Annotated in this window: 15 protein-coding genes and 1 pseudogene; 11 read left to right on the top strand and 5 right to left on the bottom strand. The window is 66.5% G+C overall.

Features of this window, described 5'->3' with window-relative positions:
- The first annotated feature begins 118 nt into the window (after window positions 1-118).
- Entirely contained in the window at window positions 119-1,630 is a 1,512-nt protein-coding gene (locus ACY48E_RS13785; protein WP_462872789.1) for an LGFP repeat-containing protein, read from the top strand.
- A gap of 1,048 nt (window positions 1,631-2,678) precedes the next feature.
- Here the strand turns inward: ACY48E_RS13785 and ACY48E_RS13780 are convergent.
- Window positions 2,679-3,602, bottom strand: a pseudogene (locus ACY48E_RS13780) (EamA family transporter); the annotation flags it as partial.
- A gap of 71 nt (window positions 3,603-3,673) precedes the next feature.
- On the opposite strand from ACY48E_RS13780, the gene ACY48E_RS13775 reads away from it, so the two are divergent.
- Window positions 3,674-4,579, top strand: coding sequence for a LysR family transcriptional regulator (locus tag ACY48E_RS13775; RefSeq protein ID WP_462872788.1), 906 nt, complete (start codon window positions 3,674-3,676; stop codon window positions 4,577-4,579).
- Between the two features lie 28 nt (window positions 4,580-4,607).
- Window positions 4,608-5,468: an SDR family oxidoreductase gene (locus ACY48E_RS13770; protein ID WP_462872787.1), complete on the top strand. Its 861-nt coding sequence runs from the start codon at window positions 4,608-4,610 to the stop codon at window positions 5,466-5,468.
- A 12-nt stretch (window positions 5,469-5,480) separates the two neighbouring features.
- Here ACY48E_RS13770 and leuA read toward each other — a convergent pair whose 3' ends face one another.
- The gene (gene leuA, locus ACY48E_RS13765) at window positions 5,481-7,289 is read right to left on the bottom strand and encodes a 2-isopropylmalate synthase (RefSeq protein WP_462872786.1); all 1,809 of its coding nucleotides are present in this window, start codon (window positions 7,287-7,289) and stop codon (window positions 5,481-5,483) included.
- A gap of 288 nt (window positions 7,290-7,577) precedes the next feature.
- Between leuA and ACY48E_RS13760 the strand changes: the two genes are divergently transcribed.
- Together ACY48E_RS13760 and ACY48E_RS13755 are read left to right on the top strand one after the other, a co-directional pair.
- On the top strand, window positions 7,578-8,843 hold the full coding sequence (locus ACY48E_RS13760) for an aspartate kinase (RefSeq protein WP_462872785.1): 1,266 nt from the start codon (window positions 7,578-7,580) through the stop codon (window positions 8,841-8,843).
- 7 nt (window positions 8,844-8,850) lie between these two features.
- Window positions 8,851-9,876 (top strand): aspartate-semialdehyde dehydrogenase, encoded by a 1,026-nt coding sequence (locus ACY48E_RS13755; RefSeq protein ID WP_462872783.1) that lies wholly within the window; start codon window positions 8,851-8,853, stop codon window positions 9,874-9,876.
- Window positions 9,877-9,888: 12 nt separating this feature from the next.
- Here the strand turns inward: ACY48E_RS13755 and ACY48E_RS13750 are convergent, their stop codons facing one another.
- Together ACY48E_RS13750 and ACY48E_RS13745 are read right to left on the bottom strand one after the other, a co-directional pair.
- Window positions 9,889-10,083 (bottom strand): PspC domain-containing protein, encoded by a 195-nt coding sequence (locus ACY48E_RS13750; protein WP_462872782.1) that lies wholly within the window; start codon window positions 10,081-10,083, stop codon window positions 9,889-9,891.
- 10 nt (window positions 10,084-10,093) lie between these two features.
- Window positions 10,094-11,071, bottom strand: coding sequence for a phosphotransferase enzyme family protein (locus ACY48E_RS13745; protein WP_462872781.1), 978 nt, complete (start codon window positions 11,069-11,071; stop codon window positions 10,094-10,096).
- Between the two features lie 225 nt (window positions 11,072-11,296).
- On the opposite strand from ACY48E_RS13745, the gene ACY48E_RS13740 reads away from it, so the two are divergent.
- The 5 genes from ACY48E_RS13740 (at window position 11,297) to ACY48E_RS13720 (ending at window position 16,682) form a co-directional block, all read left to right on the top strand.
- On the top strand, window positions 11,297-11,824 hold the full coding sequence (locus ACY48E_RS13740) for a TetR/AcrR family transcriptional regulator (protein WP_462872857.1): 528 nt from the start codon (window positions 11,297-11,299) through the stop codon (window positions 11,822-11,824).
- On the top strand, window positions 11,821-13,311 hold the full coding sequence (locus ACY48E_RS13735; protein ID WP_462872780.1) for a flavin-containing monooxygenase: 1,491 nt from the start codon (window positions 11,821-11,823) through the stop codon (window positions 13,309-13,311). The genes ACY48E_RS13740 and ACY48E_RS13735 overlap by 4 nt, the downstream gene beginning before the upstream one ends.
- Window positions 13,308-15,041: a GMC family oxidoreductase N-terminal domain-containing protein gene (locus tag ACY48E_RS13730; protein ID WP_462872779.1), complete on the top strand. Its 1,734-nt coding sequence runs from the start codon at window positions 13,308-13,310 to the stop codon at window positions 15,039-15,041. Before ACY48E_RS13735 ends, ACY48E_RS13730 begins: the two co-directional genes overlap by 4 nt.
- 70 nt (window positions 15,042-15,111) lie before the next feature.
- Window positions 15,112-15,585, top strand: coding sequence for a Dps family protein (locus ACY48E_RS13725; protein ID WP_462872777.1), 474 nt, complete (start codon window positions 15,112-15,114; stop codon window positions 15,583-15,585).
- Between the two features lie 71 nt (window positions 15,586-15,656).
- On the top strand, window positions 15,657-16,682 hold the full coding sequence (locus tag ACY48E_RS13720) for a hypothetical protein (protein WP_462872776.1): 1,026 nt from the start codon (window positions 15,657-15,659) through the stop codon (window positions 16,680-16,682).
- Window positions 16,683-16,697: 15 nt separating this feature from the next.
- Here ACY48E_RS13720 and ACY48E_RS13715 read toward each other — a convergent pair whose 3' ends face one another.
- Window positions 16,698-17,261: a dihydrofolate reductase family protein gene (locus ACY48E_RS13715; RefSeq protein ID WP_462872775.1), complete on the bottom strand. Its 564-nt coding sequence runs from the start codon at window positions 17,259-17,261 to the stop codon at window positions 16,698-16,700.
- Window positions 17,262-17,374: 113 nt separating this feature from the next.
- Between ACY48E_RS13715 and ACY48E_RS13710 the strand changes: the two genes are divergently transcribed.
- Window positions 17,375-17,891: DUF222 domain-containing protein (locus ACY48E_RS13710; protein ID WP_462872774.1), on the top strand; the 517-nt coding region annotated here is incomplete at its 3' end.

The following is a 17,891-nucleotide window of genomic DNA, read 5'->3' as shown; positions in this document are numbered from 1 at the left end:
TCGGAGAATCCGGTCGTCGCGTGAAGGATCCCATATCCATGCCCACCCCCCCAGAGTTCGTGTTGCGCCGTCGGTGCGTACTTGTGTCCGGCGTGGTCGCGCAGCGCTGATTGCCTCGGTGATCGCGTTGAGCGTCGTCACGGCCGCGCCCGGTGCTGCTGACCCGGTTCAGCCCACCTCACCCGCGCCTGTCGTCACCACACCACCAGTGACCACCGGCTCGCTGCCCTTCACCGAGTCGAGCCCTACTACGCAGTCAACGGCTGAGTTCCAGGTTCCTGCACAGGTTCCCCCGAACGCCGAAACCTCCGTGACTGAGCCCCCGACAGCGGAACCGGCCGAGTCGCTGCCAAAGATTCCGTACACGGGTTTGCCGACGGAGAATCCGAACAGCACGATCGTCCCAGGGCGGATGCGGTCCGATCGTGAGGAGTTGCCGGAGGGGTTCACCAAGGAGCAGGCCGATCGGGCGGAGGTTCGGGAGTACGAGCTGCAGCAGATTCAGCGTCAGCGGGCGCTGTCTCGGGGCCCTGCGCCGGGACCGGATTGTCAGCAGTACTGGCCGTCGGAGAACTGGGTGTGTGGTGCTATTCGGGACAAGTACAACGCTCTCGGTGCGCAGTCGAGTTTTCTGTTGTTCCCGACGAGCGAGGAGTTGGTGAACCCGGATGGGTTCGGCCGCCGGCAGACGTTCGCCAACGGCCCCATCTACTGGTCTCCGGCGTCGGGTGCGCATCCAGTGGCCAACCACTTTTTCGCCGCGTGGCAGCGCAACGGGTGGGAAGGCGGAGTTCTCCGGTATCCGACGAGCGATGAGATCGTCAACCCTGATGGGATCGGTCGGCGCCAGGAGTTCCAGGGTGGGACGGTGTATTGGCGACTCAACGAGGCGTATTTCGTCACCGGTGCCATCAAGGAGAAGTGGTTGACTGTTGGTGCTGAGACGGTCGGCGGTGCCCTCGGCTACCCCATGTCCGATGAGATCAGGCTTCCCGACGGTGTCGGCAGGATGAACCGCTTCGAACGCGGGGTTATCTACTGGACATCGAGCGGCGGTGCACACCCGGTTGGGGGAGTCATTTTTCGGGTTTGGGCTGATTCCGGCTATGAGGGCGGAACGTATGGGTACCCCACTTTTGATCAAGTCGGAACCCCGATCAGCCAGTCTCAACAATTTCAGGGCGGGACTATCGAATTTAGTTTGGAGAACCCGGTGGCGGTCTCGTTCTATGACTGCAAGTTGAATACTGAATGGCCACACGTTTCATCGCACGATCCCAACACAGTTAATGTACTCACTACTGGTTCCTGCGCTGATCCGAAACTAATCGTCCAAGCATCGACGCGGCTGATCTTCTCTCCAAGCTGTGAAAAATTTGGTATGTGCGTACTTCGATATGCTGAATCATCTGGCGCGTCTGGTGATGAGGTCTCGGCGACGGTTCAGCCCGAAGTCAGGTTCAGTACGAGCATGGGTTGCGCACCAGGTTCGTATTATGCCGAAACCCGATGGAAGATTCGAAATGCAAATGGGGGAACATTGACCACCAAGGCGCTTACAAATGAGGTTAGACTCGGGTACGGGACCGGTGGCCTCGACAAGTTGTGCGGTGGGGGATACGCACGGTAGACGCCAGGTCAACGATTGGCTCGTTCTCCCCAGTGTGCTTATGTGTTGCCTGACTCCAACAATCAAGAGATCACCGTCGAATCAGGAGCTCAAGGGATATCGTTATGGAAGCAACTACCGAGTGGAGCTCATCCGAATCTGTTAATTCTCCTATCTCGTATGGGCAGAAGGATCAACCTTACAAGATCGGCACAGTGGGGGCGCTCTTCCCGAAGCCGTATGAAGCGTATGTTCGCGTTTTTCATCCCGCGGGCACTTTTGAAGGTGGTGGCTCTGTACGATGGTCTACAGTCGCTGCGGCCTCTGGGACAACAATCAGGCCGGATACGCAGTGGTCGGAGCTTTCTTGGCGCGCGTCAAACTATCTCCCTCCTCGAAAGGGGGATCTACCGGTTCCAGCCGCTCGTTTCGTTAGAGATACCTTGACGCGCTTCTGCTCCGCTGAGAGTTCATGGTTCTTTGGTTTCTCTGTAATTCGCGGATTTACCGAGACAAATTGCGCGCCGGTGGCTGCGCTCGATCCCCAGAGCGTGCCAATGTACGTGTTTCGTGGCGGCAAAGAAGACGTGAGTCGGACGTTTCAGTCCGAGCATCCCAACATGTGGTGGCCAGACTCGCTCGCTTGGATTGTCGTTAGCGATATCGACCTCGATTCAACCTACATCGCATGTGAATCCGCGGCAGCAGATGCGTTGCTTGTTAACGGTGATTTGGAGTGTGCAAGGTGCACGGCAACCGATGACGTACGGAACCGGTCCTAGTACAATTTGTTCGACTTGTGTGACTGCTGGTTCGCCTGAAATGAAAGCTATTCTCTTGCTTCGGGAATCAGCTAAATTCCTGTTTGTTGCCAAGGGATACTCAGTGGTGGTGGTCCACCATCGGAACTACTGGCGATGAGGAGAGCAGAATGGCGCCCACCTCGCGCAAAGGTTTCTTCACTGGAGACTCTGGCTTTAGGGGCTCTTCCGGTTTTAGAGTGCATCGAGTGCTCGGGTGAGGTTGCCGCAGTGCAGCAGTGATCGGATGCGGTAGTCGGTGCAGGAACTCGAGCAGTATTACGGTCGGGCGTATCGGGAAGGTCTGTACCGGCAGGGGTGATCGCGCGCGGTGTGCGTGCGGTGGCGATGAGGAGTCCGATGATCACCACGGCGCCTCCGGTCAGGGCCAGGGGTGTGGGCACCTCGCCGAGCACCAGCCATGCGGCGGCGATGCCGACCACCGGCACGAGCAGTGAGTACGGAGCGACGCTGCCGGCGTTGTAGCGGCTGATCAGGAACGTCCAGGCCCCGGAGCCGGCGATCGTGCCGACCACCACGATGTAGGCCAGCCCGAGCAACCCCGTCCACCCGTCGGCGGAGAACGACCGGGCGAGGGCGGCCCACCCCGTCGTCGGTCCCTCGACGGCGGCCGACACTGCCAGCATCGGCACGGGCGGGATCACGGTCATCCACAGCATCAGACGCATGGGTTCGGTGGTGGCGGCCAGGCGGCTGCCGATGTTGCCGACGGCCCAGGCGAGACCGGCCAGCACGGTCAGCAGGAGTGGGACCAGGGCTGCGGTGTGTGCACGGTCGTACCCGATGACGGCCATGCCGAGCACGGCCACCCCAATTCCGGCTGCGGCGCGGGCGGTGAGCTTCTCGCGCAGGAACAGTGCGCCGAGGAGCACGGTGAACGGCGCCGACGACTGCAGCACCAGCGACGCCAACCCGGCCGGCATCCCGAGGTGCATCGCGGTGAAGATGAAGGCGAACTGACCGAACCCGAAGCCGGCACCGTAGAGCAGAAGCCATCGGGTGGGCACCCGCGGTCGGGGCACGAACAGCACGACCGGGATCGCGATGACCAGGAAGCGGAACGCGGCGAAGAAGAACGGGGGGTAGTGGTTCAGGCCCGCGCGGATCGCCAGGAAGTTCAGACCCCACACGAGTGCGACGGTGAGAGCGAGCAGGCGGTGGCGGGAGGTCATGCGCCCATCGTGCGCGATGGAAACAATTAATTCCATCTACTTGTTCTGAGGTATTGCTGTAGTTTTCCTACATGGATGTTCCTCGTCTGGAGCTGCTGCGCGCCCTCGCCGACCGTGGAACCGTCTCGGCGGTCGCCGACGCGATGCTGATGACGCCGTCGGCGGTGTCCCAGCAGCTCAAGGTGCTCGCCCGCGAGGCCGGTGTGGCACTGCTCGAACCCGACGGGCGGCGTCTGCGGCTCACCGATGCCGGCCACGCGCTGGTGCGCCGCGCCGACGAAGTGATCGCGGCGCTCGAGCGTGCCGACGACGAGATGGCGCGCTACCGCACCACCACCCACGGCAGTGTGCGCATCGCCCTGTTCCCCTCCGGCGCGGCACTGCTGCTCGCGTCGGTACTCGGCCGACTCACCGAGCGCGGCATCACCGTCCGCGCCGCCGACGAGGACGTGCCCGCCTCCGGGGTGCCTCGCCTGCTCGCCGACTACGACGTGGTGCTCACCCACCGCGACGAGCGAGCACCGGCCATCGACTCCGCCCGCGTCGCCACCAGCACCCTCATGCGCGAGCCCATCGACCTCGTCGTCCCCCGCCATCACCCACTCGCTCACCGCGAGCATCTCGAGGTGAGCGAGTTGCACGAGGAGCGGTGGATCAGTGTGCGCGACGGTTTCCCCGTGGGCGACGTGCTGCTCTCGATCGGCCGCATCACCGGTGTGGAACCGCGAGTGGTGCAGCGCATCAACGACTTCCGGGTGATCGAGGAACTCGTCGCCGCCGGGCACGGGGTGGCGCTGATGCCGCGCTACGCCACCGCACACCCGAACGTGGTGTGCCTTCCCTTCACCGGGGTGCGCGCGGCGCGGCTCTACGACCTCGCCACCCGTCCCGGCGCCGAGCGTCGCCCCGTGGTGGCCGCGGTGATCGAGGCCTTCCGGGCATCCGTGCCGGGACTCGACCCCCCTTCTGCCTCCTGAGGGGTGCGAACCGACTACCGTTCGCGCCATGGAGTCCTCACCGTTCACGGGCAAGACCATGTTCATCTCGGGAGCCAGCCGCGGCATCGGCCTGGCCATCGCCACACGCGTCGCCGCGGAGGGAGCCAACGTGGCCCTCGTGGCCAAGACTGCGGAGCCGCACCCCAAACTGCCGGGCACCATCTACACCGCCGCGAAGGAGATCGAGGACGCCGGCGGTCACGCGCTGCCGATCGTCGGGGACGTCCGCGACGGCGACTCGGTGGCCTCCGCGGTGGCCGCGGCGGTGGAGCAGTTCGGCGGCATCGACATCTGCGTCAACAACGCCTCCGCCATCAACCTCGGTTCGATCCAGGACGTCCCTCTCAAGCGATTCGACCTGATGAACGGCATCCAGGTGCGGGGCACCTACGCCGTCACGCAAGCATGTATCCCGCACATGATCGGCCGCGACAACCCGCACATCCTGACGCTCTCACCCCCGCTGCGTCTGGAGGCGAAATGGCTGGTACCCGCGCCCTACATGATGGCCAAGTTCGGGATGACGCTGTGCGCGTTGGGCGCTGCCGAGGAACTGCGCGGCGTGGGCATCGCGTCGAACACCCTGTGGCCGCGCACCATGATCGCCACCGCCGCCGTTCAGAACCTGCTCGGCGGTGACGCCGCGATGGCGCAGTCGCGCACACCCGCCGTCTACGCCGACGCCGCGTACGCGGTTCTGAGCAAGCCCGCAACGCAGTACACCGGGCACACCCTGCTGTGCGAGGACGTGCTGCTCGAGGCCGGTGTGACCGATCTGTCGGTGTACGACTGCGTGCCCGGATCCACCCTCGGAGTGGACCTCTGGGTCGACGATCCCAACCCGCCCGGCTACTCCGCGCCCCAGTAGGGCGCGGGAGGGTCAGCGCCGAGCGCGGTTGACGGCCGAGACGACGGCGCGCAGCGACGCGGTGGTGATGGACGTGGCGATACCCACGCCCCACACCACCGTCTCGCTCCCACCGGGACCGGTGACGGCGGCCTCGACGTACGCCGCGGCCTGCGCGTCGTCACCCGCCGACATGGCGTGCTCGGAGTAGTCGAGCACGCTCACCCGGAAACCGATGGAGGACAACGCGTCCACGAAGGCGGCCAGCGGGCCGTTGCCCTCACCGGCGATCTCCTGCTCGACGCCGTCCACCTTGACCGTGGCGACGATGCTGTCCGTGCCGCCGTCCACCTCGGCTGCGGTGACGCGCTGCCGGATCCGCTCGAGCGGGCGAACCGGGGCGAGGTACTCCTCGGAGAACACGTCCCACATGGCCTTCGGTGACACCTCACCGCCCTCGCCGTCGGTGACGCGCTGCACGATCTGGGAGAACTCGATCTGCAGGCGTCGGGGCAGGGCGAGCCCGCGATCGGCCTTCATGATGTAAGCCACGCCGCCCTTACCGGACTGCGAGTTCACCCGGATCACGGCCTCGTACGTGCGCCCCACGTCCTTGGGGTCGATGGGCAGGTAGGGCACCTGCCAGAGAAGGGTGTCGACGTCGGAGTTCTTCTCGTCCGCCGCGGCCTTCATCGCGTCGAGGCCCTTGTTCACCGCATCCTGGTGGCTGCCGGAGAACGCCGTGTACACCAGGTCGCCGCCGTAGGGGTGCCGCTCGTGCACACCGAGCTGGTTGCAGTACTCCACGGTGCGGCGGATCTCGTCGATGTTGGAGAAGTCGATCTGCGGGTCGACTCCCCGTGTGAACAGGTTCAGCCCCAGCGTCACCAGGCACACGTTGCCGGTGCGCTCGCCGTTGCCGAACAGGCAGCCCTCGATGCGGTCCGCCCCGGCCTGGTATCCCAGCTCGGCGGCGGCCACGCCCGTGCCGCGGTCGTTGTGTGGGTGCAGGCTCAGGATGATCGAGTCACGACGAGCGAGGTTGCGGTGCATCCACTCGATGGAGTCGGCGTAGACGTTGGGGGTGGTCATCTCGACCGTCGCGGGGAGGTTGATGATGATCGGGTTCGCGGGCGTCGGGTCGATCACCTCGACCACCGCGTCGCACACCACCTTGGCGTACTCGAGCTCGGTGCCGGTGTACGACTCGGGCGAGTACTCGTAGCGCCACCGAGTCTCCGGGTACTTCGCGGCCTGCTCGAGCACCATGCGAGCGCCGGAGGTGGCGATGTCGACGATGGCGTCGCGGTCGGCGCGGAAGACCACGCGCCGCTGCAGGATCGACGTCGAGTTGTAGAAGTGGACGATCACGCTGCGGGCGCCCTCGCACGCGAGGAAGGTGCGCTCGATCAGCTCCGGGCGACACTGCGTGAGCACCTGGATGGTGACGTCGTCAGGAATGGCGCCGTCCTCGATGATCTCGCGGACGAAGTCGAAATCGGTCTGGCTGGCCGAGGGGAATCCCACCTCGATCTCCTTGTAGCCCATGGTGACCAGCAGGTCGAACATTCGACGCTTGCGAGCCGGACTCATCGGATCGATCAGCGCCTGGTTGCCGTCACGCAGGTCCACTGCGCACCACAGCGGCGCCCGGTCGACCACCCGGTCTGGCCAGGTGCGGTCGGGAAGGGAGATCGGTTCGACCTCCTCGGCGAACGAGCGGTACCGGTAGGTCGGCATCGAGGAGTTCTTCTGGGTGTTCCATGCGGGCTGATCGCCCGGAGCCGGCCGAGCCGGTGTGTTGATGGTTCGCGAGGCTGAGTTGTACGCGTCGACTGACATGGCGTGACTCTTTCTGGGGCAGCTGTCTCATCTGGGTGAGGTGCTTCTCCCGCACTGGTGTGAGAAGCACCCCTCGCGACCGGCACGGCGAACCCCCGCGACGGGGTGCCGGTCGACCGATAGGTCAGGCCCCGTCGCGGCTCGCAAGAAGCCGCGCACCGAACATGGCGCCGATGGTACTCCAGGCTCGCCGGACCCCGACACCGAATGCGCGTCGGTCGCGGCGGGGTCGGTAGGCTGAGCGCGCGCGATGTCAAGGTGCGTGCCCAACGAGGAGGTAGTGCGAGCGTGGCTCTCGTCGTCCAGAAGTACGGGGGGTCCTCGGTGGCGACCGCCGAGCGCATCCGGCTCGTCGCGCAGCGCATCGTCGAGACCAAGAAGCAGGGCAACGATGTGGTGGTGGTGGTCTCGGCGATGGGCGACACCACCGACGAACTGCTCGATCTCGCCGAGCAGGTCTCCCCGAACCCACCGGCGCGGGAGATGGACATGCTGCTGACCTCGGGTGAGCGCATTTCCAACGCCCTGGTTGCGATGGCCATCCACGGTCTCGGTGAGCAGGCGCGTTCGTTCACCGGGTCCCAGGCCGGTGTGGTCACCACCGGGGTGCACGGCAACGCCAAGATCATCGACGTCACGCCCGGTCGGGTGCGCGCTGCCCTCGACGAGGGATCGATCGTGTTGGTCGCGGGTTTCCAGGGCGTGAGCCAGGACAGCAAGGACGTCACCACGCTCGGACGCGGCGGCTCCGATACCACCGCCGTCGCGCTGGCCGCTGCTCTGCACGCCGACGTCTGCGAGATCTACACCGACGTGGCCGGCATCTTCACCGCGGACCCGCGAATCGTCTCCAACGCCCGTCATCTGAAGACGGTGTCGTTCGAGGAGATGCTCGAGATGGCTGCGTGCGGGGCGAAGGTGCTGATGCTGCGGTGCGTGGAGTACGCACGGCGCTACAACGTTCCAGTTCACGTCCGCTCGTCGTACACCACCGAACCAGGGACCATCGTGTCCGGATCCATGGAGGACATTGCTGTGGAAGAAGCCATTCTCACCGGGGTAGCGCACGACCGCAGCGAGGCCAAGGTGACCGTGGTCGGGCTGCCGGACGAGCCCGGCTACGCCGCCCGGGTCTTCCGCGCCGTCGCCGACGCCGAGATCAACATCGACATGGTTCTGCAGAACATCTCGAAGGTGGAGACCGGCAAGACCGACATCACCTTCACCCTTCCGCGCACCGACGGTCCCACCGCGGTGAACAAGCTGACCGCTCTGCGTGACGAGATCGGTTTCTCCGAGGTTCTCTACGACGATCAGATCGGCAAGGTCTCCCTCGTCGGTGCCGGGATGAAGAGCCACCCGGGCGTGACCGCCACGTTCTGCGAGGCCCTCGCCGAGGCGGGCATCAACATCGATCTCATCAGTACCTCGGAGATCCGAATTTCCGTGCTGTGCAAGGAATCCGAACTCGACGACGCGGTACGCGCGCTGCACGCCGCGTTCGATCTCGGGGGCGACGACGTGGCCGTGGTGCACGGCGGGACGGGTAGGTAGGGCTGTCATGGGACTGCGAATCGGCATCGTCGGCGCCACCGGTCAGGTGGGTGAGGTGATGCGAACCCTGCTGGCGGAGCGCAACTTCCCGGTGGACGAGGTGCGCTTCTTCGCCTCGGCCCGCTCGGCAGGCCGGACGCTCCCGTGGAAGGGTGGGGAGGTGCCGGTCGAGGACGCGGCCACCGCCGACGTCTCCGGTCTGGACATCGCGCTGTTCTCCGCCGGTGCCACCACCTCGCGTGAGCAGGCGCCGCGCTACGCCGCCGCCGGGGTGACCGTCATCGACAACTCGTCGGCGTGGCGCAAGGACCCCGACGTTCCGCTGGTGGTCAGCGAGGTCAATCCCGAGGCCGTTCGCACTCTCACGAAGGGCATCATCGCCAACCCGAACTGCACCACGATGGCCGCGATGCCGGTGCTGAAGGTGCTGCACGACGAGGCCGGGCTGACCCGTCTGATCGTCTCGAGCTACCAGGCGGTGTCCGGCTCCGGGTTGGCCGGAGTGCAGGAGTTGGCCACGCAGGCACGCGCGGTGATCGGCGAGGCCGAGAAGTTGGTGCACGACGGCTCGTCGGTTGCCTTCCCCGCTCCGGGTTTCTACACGGCACCGATCGCGTTCAATGTTCTCCCGCTCGCGGGTTCCCTCGTCGACGACGGTTCGGGGGAAACGGACGAGGATCAGAAGCTGCGCAACGAGTCACGCAAGATCCTCGGTCTGCCGGATCTTCTCGTCAGCGGCACCTGCGTGCGGGTTCCGGTGTTCACCGGGCACTCGCTGTCGATCAACGCCGAGTTCGCGCGCCCCATCTCGCCGGACCGGGCGCGTGAACTGCTCGCCGATGCGCCGGGTGTGTCCCTGGTGGACGTGCCCACCCCGCTGCAGGCCGCCGGTGCGGACAACTCGCTCGTGGGGCGTATCCGCACCGACCCCGGCGTGCCCGACGGGCGTGGACTGGCGCTGTTCGTCTCCGGCGACAACCTGCGTAAGGGCGCCGCCCTGAACACCATTCAGATCGCGGAGCTGTTCCTCTAGCTGCCGGGCTGGCTAGAAGCCCTTCGGCATGAAGATCCACAGAAGTATGTAGAGCACCACCTGCGGACCCGGCAGGAGCAGTGAGAGCACGAACAGCACGCGCACGAGTGTGGGGTTGAGGCCGAAGTACTCGGCGATCCCGCCGCACACTCCGGCGATGACCTTGCTGCGCGGTGAACGGGTGAACCGGCGTGCGGGGTAGTTCATGACTTTCACTTTACCGGTCGAGCAGGGCCTCGGCCACGGTCACGGTGCCGGTGGTGAACTCCGCTCCGAGGGCCCGCGCCGTCTCGGCGTCGGGGTGTGAGGCGATCCAGGCGGTGAGCAGGATGCGGCGCATGGTGACGAAGACGGCGATCATCGATTCCTCGACGGCCGAGATCGGCGCCACCGTGCGGTAGCCCTCCAGCCACGCGGCGATCAGCTCGGGAACGTCGGGGCGGTTCTCGACGAACGAGAGCGATGCCGCCAGATCGGCGAGGTACCAGCCGAATCCGCAGTCGTCGAAGTCGATCACGGTCAGCGCTGCCGCGGGTGCATTGTCGTCGACGATGAGGTTGGCAGCGCGCAGATCGGAATGGATCAGACCGAATACGTCCGCACCGTCACCGAACTCGTCGACTCGCTGGGAGATCATCTCGACCGCCCTGTCGAGCAGGGCGCGGCTGTCGTTGTCGAGCCCGAGCGCGTCCTGCCAGTGTCCCCAGTGCCCGTGCGGTCCCAGCTGGTCGGCCAGCCCCCACCGTGCCCGGGTGAATCCGGTTGGGCGAGTCCATGATCGGGCGTGGGCGTGCAGACGCGCTGCGATCGCGCCGATCTCGGTGAACCACCGCGGCCCGTCGTCGTCGGCGGGTGCTGCGCCGGGCACCCAGTCGAAAACGGTGATCAGTCGCGACCTGACGTCGGCGACCGGATCGCCGCCGGTGGTGCGGATCGGGGCGGGTGTGCGAACCACGGCGTCGGCGCGCAGCGCATCGATCCACGCGATCTCACTGACCACCGAGCGTCGATCGCGGTACCCGTCGCGGCCCACCCGCATGGCGTACGAGCGGCCCGTGCCGGCGTCCGTGAGTCGAAAGGTCGCGTTCTCGGAGACCGTGACGGGCTCGATGGGGGAGGTCGGGTCGAACCCGTAGAGGGGCAGGGCCGCACGGGCCAGATCCAACTCGGTGTCCACCTCGCGCACGGTCGGCATCGCACCATCGAACCATCCGTGGCCGGCGGGTCGGGTGCCGACCGGACAAACTTAAAGTCAGGCTGGACTGTTTGTTGTTTTCACTCTACTGTGTCCCATGTGACCGCCGACACCATCGCGACAGGGGACGGGCCTGCCGACTCCCGAACCGCTCCTGCCCGTCGCACCCCTGCCGCTCAGCGATCTCCTGCCGCTCGGAGATCACAGAGCCAGCGCACGGAGGACATGCGGGCTCGTCTGCTCGATGCCGCGGTGGAGGCCCTCGTCGAACTCGGCTACGCCCGGGCGAGCACGCAGGAGATCTCCCGTCGGGCCGGGGTGTCGCGGGGCGCGCAGTTGCACCATTTCCCCAGCAAGGAGCAGCTGGTGGTGGCGGCCGTCGAACACCTGGTGCAGATGCGCCTCGAGGAGATCGCCGCGCTGGGCAGCGTTCCGATCGAGCAGGGGCTGGATCTGCTGGTGGACACCTTCTCCGGCCCGCTGTTTTACGCCGCCCTCGAACTGTGGGTGGCGGCCCGCACCGATCCGGCGTTGCACGCGGCCATGGTGCCGCTCGAGCGGCGCGTGAGCGATGCCATTGCCCTCGGATCTGCCGAGACCTTCGGTGATTCGGTCTCCCCCGAGGCCATCGAATTGAGCGTCGAGCTGGCGCGCGGTCTCGGTGTCTCGGCCATCTTCCGCACACCCGTTGCGGAGTCGAATCTGCGCGAGCGCCTGCTCCCGATCTGGAAAGCGTTGGTGATCACACCGTGAGCACACCTGTCACCGAGGTCGATACCCTCGTCGTGGGCGCCGGCTTCGCCGGTATGGCCCTGGCTGCCCGCACCCTTGCCAAGGACCCGGACGCCGACATCCTCGTCGTCGATCGTGGTGCCGAGGTGGGTGGTACCTGGCGCGACAACACCTATCCCGGCGCCGCCTGCGACGTGCCGACGGTGCTGTACTCGTTCTCCTTCGCGCCGTATGCCGAGTGGTCGCACACCTTCGCCCGCGGTCCTGAGATCTTCCGCTACCTGCGCAGCGTCGCCGACACCTTCGGCATTCGCGAGCACCTGCGCCTGAACACCGAGCTGCTCGATGCTCGGTGGGACGAGGCCACGCAGCGCTGGCACGTCGAGACCTCCACCGGCCCCATCATCGCGCGAATCCTCGTGGCGGCCACCGGAACCCTGTCCACCCCGTCGCTGCCCGCCGTGCCCGGGCGTGAGAGCTTCTCCGGGCCGATGTTCCACTCGGCCACGTGGGACGACTCGGTGGATCTGCGCGGCAAGCGCGTCGCCGTGGTGGGCACCGGCGCCTCGGCGGTGCAGTTCGTTCCCGAGATCGCCGATGTCGCCGACTCGCTCGTGGTGTTCCAGCGAACCCCGGCGTGGGTGATCCCTCGACTCGACCGCACCCGCGGCCGCGTGGAGCGCTGGTTCTACCGCAGGCTGCCGATCACGCAGAAGCTCATGCGCGCCATCAATTACAGCTACCGCGAGGTGTACGTGGAGATGATGGCCAAGCATCCGCGCACGCTCGTCGCGGCTCGGGCGCTCGCCCTGGCCCACCTGCGCCGCCAGGTACGCGACCCGCAGACCCGCAAGCACCTCACGCCGTCGTTCACCATCGGTTGCAAGCGAATTCTGATCTCCAACGATTGGCTGCGCACCCTCGATCGCGACGACGTGACGCTGGTCCCCAGCGGGCTCGCCTCGATGGGGGAGAAGAGCGTGACAGCCTCGGACGGAACGGAATACGACGCCGACGTGGTGATCTTCGGGACGGGGTTCACGCCCACCGAGCCACCCGTGGCGCACCTGCTGCGCGGCACGGACGGGCGCACTCTCGCCGAACGCTGGGCGGGTTCACCGAGCGCCTACCGCGGCACCACGATCACCGGGTTCCCCAACCTGTTCCTGATGTACGGGCCCAACACCAACCTCTCGCACAGCTCGATCGTCTACATGCTCGAATCCCAGTCCGCCTACATCGAATCGGCGACGGCGATCATGCGGGCCCGGGGAATCGAGTCGGTCGAGATCAAGCCCGAGGTGCAGGCCACCTACAACGCGGGAATCGACCGTGCCCTCGAGGGCACCGTCTGGAACACCGGCGGCTGTTCGAGTTGGTACACCGACGCCAGCGGGCGGAACTCGGCTATGTGGCCGAGCTTCACGTGGGAGTTCCGCGCCGCGACAAGAAAATTCGACATCGAGAACTACATCACCGTGGCAGCACGAGAGGCGGTACAGGTATGAGCACCGACCAGCAGGGCACCGACTACGACGTCGTGATCGTCGGCTCCGGTTTCGGTGGCAGCGTGGCAGCGCTGCGCCTGACGGAGAAGGGCTACCGCGTGGCGGTGCTCGAGGCGGGCCGCCGGTTCGCCGATGACGAACTACCGAAGACCAGCTGGCGACTGCGCAAGTACCTGTGGGCACCGTGGTTGGGCTGCTACGGGATTCAGCGCATGCACCTGCTGCCGGATGTGCTGGTGATGGCCGGCGCGGGTGTGGGCGGTGGGTCGCTGAACTACGCCAACACTCTCTACAAGCCGCCGTCGTCGGTGTTCGAGGATCCGCAGTGGGCCGACGTCACCGACTGGGAGAAAGAGCTCACCCCCTACTACGACCAGGCTCGGCGCATGCTCGGCGTCGAGGACAACCCCACCATCACCCCCGCCGACAAGGTGATGAGCGACATCGCCAACGAGATGGGTGTGGGCGAGACGTTCACCACCACCCCGGTCGGTGTGTTCTTCGGTGAGCCCGGCCAGCGTGGCCAGGACGTTCCCGACCCGTACTTCGGTGGGGCCGGCCCCACTCGCACCGCGTGCACCGAATGCGGGTCGTGCATGACCGGCTGCCGCGTGGGCGCCAAGAACACCCTGGTGAAGAACTACCTGTACCTCGCCGAGAGCGCAGGGGCGCAGATCCTGCCGCTGACCACCGTGCGCACCGTTCGCCCCCGCACCGGCGGTGGGTACGAGGTGATCACTCGCCGCACCGGCGCGAAGCTGCGCCGGAAGGAATCGGTGATCACTGCCGATCAGGTGATCTTCGCCGCGGGCACCTATGGCACGCAGAAGTTGCTGCTGGCCACCAAGGATCGCGGCGATCTGCCGAGGATCTCCGACCGGCTCGGCTCGGTGGTGCGCACCAACTCCGAGGCCGTTCTCGCGGCCACCGCCCGCAACCTCGATGTCGACTACACCGAGGGCGTCGCCATCACCTCCTCGTTCCATCCCAACGACCACACACATGTCGAGCCGGTGCGATACGGCAAGGGCAGCAACGCGATCGGACTGCTGCAGACCGTGCTCAGCGACGGCGGCGGACGAACGCCGCGGGTTCTCAAGACTCTGGGGGTCGCCCTGCGTCACCCGGGTGCGACGCTGCGGAGCCTGTCGGTGCGCAACTGGTCCCAGCGCACCGTCATCGCCCTGGTGATGCAGACCGACGACAACTCGCTCGAGCTGACGTCGAAGAAGGGTGTGCTCGGCCGTCGACTCTCCAGCCGACCCGGCGCGGGCGATCCGCCGCCGTCGTGGATCCCCGAGGGCCATCAGGTGGTCCGCTCCGCCGCGGAGAAGATCGGGGGCGATGCCGGCGGCTCCTTCGCCGACGTCGTCAACATCCCGATGACGGCGCACTTCCTCGGCGGGTGCGTCATCGGATCCTCCCCCGAACGCGGGGTCATCGATGGCTACCAGCGCATCTTCGGGTACGACGGGCTGCACGTGGTGGACGGCTCGGCTGTCAGCGCGAACCTGGGTGTGAATCCCTCGCTCACCATCACCGCGCAGGCCGAGCGTGCCATGTCGCTGTGGCCCAACAAGGGTGAGGCAGACCCGCGGCCGCCGGTCGGGCTCGGCTACCGTCCGGTCGATCCGGTGCGGCCGGTCAACCCGGTGGTCCCCGAGCACGCTCCGGGTGCGTTGCGGCTTCCGCTGTTCGTGATCGGACAGGACGCTGTGAAGGGTAAGTAAGGCTTACTTTTCTTGAATCAGTCCAAAAAAGTGGGAACACTGGTCTTCTAAGCCGACGAAAGGACGCACGATGACCAACCCCATCACGAGCACACTCGAGACCGGACAGCAGAAGATTGCCGGTGACGCGCTGCAGGCAACCGTGGTCGACCTCACGGACCTCTCGCTCCTCGGCAAGCAGGTTCACTGGAACGTCGTGGGCCGCCACTTCCAGTCGATCCACCTCGCACTCGACGAACTGGTCGACACCGCCCGCGACTACGCCGACAAGGCTGCCGAGCGCGCCACTGCCATCGGCGTCAGCCCGGACGGGCGTGCCGCAACCGTCGCGGCCGACGCGTCGACCACCGGTGTAGGCCCCGGCTGGACGCAGGACTCCGACGCCGTGCGGACCATCGTGACCAACCTGGCCGCCGTGATCGCCGGCCTGCGCCACCGTGTCACCGATACCGCGGAGGCAGACCCGGTCACGCAGGACCTGCTGATCGAGATCACCGCCGAACTCGAGAAGGCGCACTGGATGTGGCAGGCACAGGTCGCCTGATCCGTCACCTTCCGTTCACCGAGCAGGGCCAGTGTTGAGCACTGGCCCTGTTCTCGTTGATGGAGGTACTGATGTTTCGTCGAATCGGCACGGTCTGCCTGGCGCTGGCGTGTGCGGTGGTGGTCGTGCCCGCCCAGGCCACGCCGCGGGAGAACTCGGTGTACACCTACGCCGTGATCGGCGACCTGCCGTACGGCACCGACCAGGTCGCGCTGTTCCCGTCGTGGGTCGACCAGATCAACGACGACGCCGCGGTGCGCTCGGTGTTCCACCTCGGCGACATCAAGAACGGGTCGTCGCAGTGCTCGGACCAGTACTTCGCCAGTATCCGGACGCAGTTCGATCGCTTCCGCCAGCCGCTGATCTACACCCCCGGTGACAACGAGTGGACCGATTGCCACCGCGCCAACAACGGCGCCTACAACCCGCTCGAGCGACTGTCGGCGGTGCGGAAGGTGTTCTTCGACAACCCTGGCCGCACCCTCGGTCAGCGTTCGCAGCCCGTCGCATCCCAGGCCGCGGTGGGTCTGCCCGAGAATGTCTCCCTCTCCGAGCACGGAGTGTCGATGGCCACCCTGCACGTGGTCGGCAGCAACGACGACCTGCAGCCGTGGACGGGCATCGGGCGCAGCGCACCTGCACCGGAGCAGATCGCCGACCAGGCTCAGCGCATGGCCGGAGCTGTTGCGCAGGTGGCGGGCACGTTCGCGCAGGCGATCTCGCGCAACGATCGAGCGGTTGCGTTCTACCTGCAGGCGGACATGTTCGATCCCACCGTCACGCCGGTGACCGAGAACGGCTTCGGTGCCTTCCGGCCGCTGGTCAACGCCCTCGCCCTGGGCGCCGCGGCGTTCGGCAAGCCCGTCTACCTGTTCAACGGCGACAGCCATAAGTTCAACGTCGACAACCCGCTCGGGGCGGGATCGTCGTGGCTGAACTTCTACGGGGCACCGGCAGCTCCCAACCTCACGCGTGTGACGGTCGACGGGTCCGAGAACAACCGGGACTACCTGCGCGTGAGCATCACTCGCCCCAACAGTTCGCCCGACGTGCTCACCTGGGAACAGGTGCCCTACACGGCGCAGCCGACGTCCTGAGCATCCGGTCGTGTCCTACGCCCGAACGTCGTAGACCTGCTTGATGATCCCGTTGCCGTAGGCCTCGTGCTCGACGAGGGTGAGCGCGGTGGCGTCCTTGTCGGTCTCACTGAACAGGCGCCTGCCTGCGCCGAGCAGCACCGGGAAGACCAGGAGGTGGTAGCGGTCCACCAGGCCGGCATCGGCCAGCGACTTGCCCAGGGTCGCGCTGCCCTGCACCAGGATCGGGCCGCCGTCGCCGTCCTTGAGGGCGGCAACGTCGTCGACGGACCGGAGAATCTGCGCGGGCCACCGTGAGTCGTCCTGCTCGAGGGTCGTCGAGACCACGTACCGGGGGAGGGTGTTCATGTGCGCGAACTCCTCCATCGTCGGCCACACGGGCGCGAAGGCCTCGTACGAGGTGCGGCCGAACAGCAGCGCCGACGCCTCTTGCTGCTCGCGGCCCTTGATCTCGTAGGCGGCGGGGTCGAACTCGATGTCGGTGAACGTCCAGCCCGAATTGCGGTAGCCGGGCTCGCCTCCGGGGGCTTCCATCACACCGTCGAGGGAGACGAAGGCGGTGACGATCAAGGTGCGCATGGTGGTCCTCACGTTCGGGTCGGCTGGCCGGCGGGGCGAGCCTATCGACCGGTCGAGGAGTGGGGCGCAGTGTTCGGTGGTTCGTGTCGGTGGGGTGGGATACAGTCGAACACATGAGCGAATCGAGTCGGGCGGAGGCCACCACACGCGCCGGTTCCTCGCGCGTCGGGTCCTCGCGCGGTGGTTCGTCCCTGCCCGGGTCGGTGTGGTCGGGGCTCGATCCGGCGGTGATCGGTGTCGAGCCCGACCCCGATGCCGGTGCCGCGGAGTTGTTGGTGGGGTTGCGTCATGCCGGCGCGGGGCAGTCGTTCCTCGAGTGGGTGCGTTTGCGCACCGCGGCGGCGCTGTTCGAGGTGATGGACGCCGGGGCGCCGGCCGAGGATCGGCGCCGCTACGACACCCACACCCGGTGCGCGGCGGCGATCGCGGCCACCGACACCGTGACCCAGTACGCCGCCGAACGTCTCCTCGACACCGCCCTGGCCCTGCGCACCCGGCTACCGCAGGTGGCGTTGTGCCTGCGGGACGGGTTGATCAGCGCCCGCGATGTGCAGCTGATCGTCGAGCGCACCGACCTGGTCACCGACCCCGACCATCAGCGGGCCGTCGACGGCGACATCGCGCGGCTGT

Source organism: Rhodococcus sp. AZ1, assembly GCF_054979605.1.
Note: the sequence above shows the minus strand (reverse complement) of the source record. Positions and strands in the feature narration are given on the sequence as shown.